This is a genomic window from Candidatus Cloacimonadota bacterium (assembly GCA_011372345.1).
Lineage (GTDB): Bacteria > Cloacimonadota > Cloacimonadia > Cloacimonadales > TCS61 > DRTC01.
On record DRTC01000193.1, the window covers coordinates 1 to 2,073 of the forward strand.

Sequence of the window (2,073 nt, forward strand, 5' to 3'; positions counted from 1 at the left end):
TATATGGAAAGAAACTTTTACTCTCATCGATAATCCGTATGACCTGATCAATCCGGATGATGAATTTATTTGGCCTTATGTTCAGATCGGTCCTTCTCCGGTTCCTGATAAAAGGAGGGTTTATGTTTATGCAAATAATTCTGCGTTTAATACTCCGTCAGGAAATCCATGCGGAAATATTTTAATCGCTTATGCTGATTTTGAAACAGCAGACTTGGATGCAGAATCTGAACTCGAATGGACATATCAAACAATTCCTTTATTAGATCAATGGCATAATGAAGATCCCTGGATCAGACCGTTTTTAGCGATGGCAGTTTCGGATGATGGTAAGATCGCTTTTGTGGGATGGAATACAGAAGATGAGATTTTTGTTTTTTTGAATGAGAATTATGGCGAAGATGGCTTCGATTATTATTCGGAAGATTATAAGATTTATGTTGATAATCCTTTTCCGGATGATCCTCATGATTATTATTTTACTTTTAATAATTGCACCCATTTTAATGCAATTTTCACTGAAGATAACAATAATATCTGTTTTGAGGGAACGATGGGATTACATGGTGAAGATCCTAATGGTGGAGATGATATTTATTTCCCGTATTATATTTATCCAAAAGTATTTTCATTCGATTTATTTTTAGAAGAATTCTGTTTCTTTGATCTTTACCCGCAAGGTGCAAATCCAAATGACGAAATTCTTATGCTTCCCTGGGATTTGAATGAAGATGGAATTCCGGATAGTGTGGATGAAGATGGTAATGTCATTCCGGTTCAAGGTTGGCCTATTTACTATTATGATAATGAAATGGCTTACAATGTAAATTATTTTTATATAGCAAAGAATGATGAAAAAAACTGGCTGGCAGCAGTCTGGTCAGATGGTTTGAAGTCAAAATACGCGAATGCGGGTGAAGATGAATACTTTGATTGGTTGGAAGTTCCTGAAATTGCTATCAGCATTTCCAACAATAATGGAGAAACCTGGTCTGAACCGATTTTCCTGAACTCTCTCGAAACTCCCGAACTTGCTGAAATGATCCCTTGTTATATCTATCCCGGAGATTTAATTGAGGATTTAGGAAACGAGCACGGTAAACTACATCTTTTCTTTTTGGACGATTATAATTATAGTCATGGCGGAGGATGGTTTAATGGTAATGGTATGCTCAAATATACAGCTCTCGATATAGATTTTGGTTATAATGTTGCAGTTGATGAAAATGATATAAGTAGTGCAGAACTTGTTCTGCAATCTTATCCGAATCCCTTCCATTCCGAAACAACGATCTCGTTCAATGTAACACAAACCTCCCGGTTTGTGACTCTCGAAATATTCAACATCAAAGGACAACGCATTCGAGAATTAGAAATTATAAATGATAAATTAGAAATGAATAAGGTTATTTGGGACGGAACTGATGACAATGGAAAACTACTCTCATCAGGAATCTATCTCATCAAATTCAAATCTGATAAAAATGTAATTTCCAAAAAGATAACATTGATCAGATAGTTGACATGTCATTGCGAGGTTTCTTCTTGCTGAAACTGACGAAGCAATCTCCATCTTTGAATTGAAAAAAAGGAGCTAATCATGAAAAAACCATTGATTTTATTTTTACTAATATTTTCCACACTTTTCCTTTTCTCACACGAAATCCCACAACCAGTCAAAAATTTGAAACCGATCAAAACAATCAAAGGTAAACTTCCAACCAGTACCAGACCGGTTCCCGATTACGAATTCCTTATCGAGCCAACAGATTTGATGACAACTTATTACGATTACATGCCGGGAAGTTATAATGGAATTCCGGTTCAAATCCAACCTCCAATATCCCAACCAAACGGATATGAAGCGGGAGGAGTATATACTGTTTATCATGCCAGGCAAACAACAAATTCAAACAAAAGACTATATTTTTCATACATCGATGCTGATGGAAATTTAATTGAAACCAGTCCTATCAGTCATGATATCTGGGCAGGTTATGGAAGTATCGATATTGATCCTGTTACGGCAGATGCATTTGTTGTCTGGCATCAATCGGATGGTGAATCTTATGA

General features: G+C 35.9%; 2 protein-coding genes. Both read left to right on the forward strand.

The window, feature by feature from the left end; translation table 11 throughout:
- Positions 1-1,519 (forward strand): T9SS type A sorting domain-containing protein (locus ENL20_03750; GenBank protein HHE37670.1); only part of this gene is annotated, 1,519 nt, incomplete at its 5' end.
- An 81-nt stretch (positions 1,520-1,600) separates the two neighbouring features.
- Positions 1,601-2,073: hypothetical protein (locus ENL20_03755; GenBank protein HHE37671.1), on the forward strand; the 473-nt coding region annotated here is incomplete at its 3' end.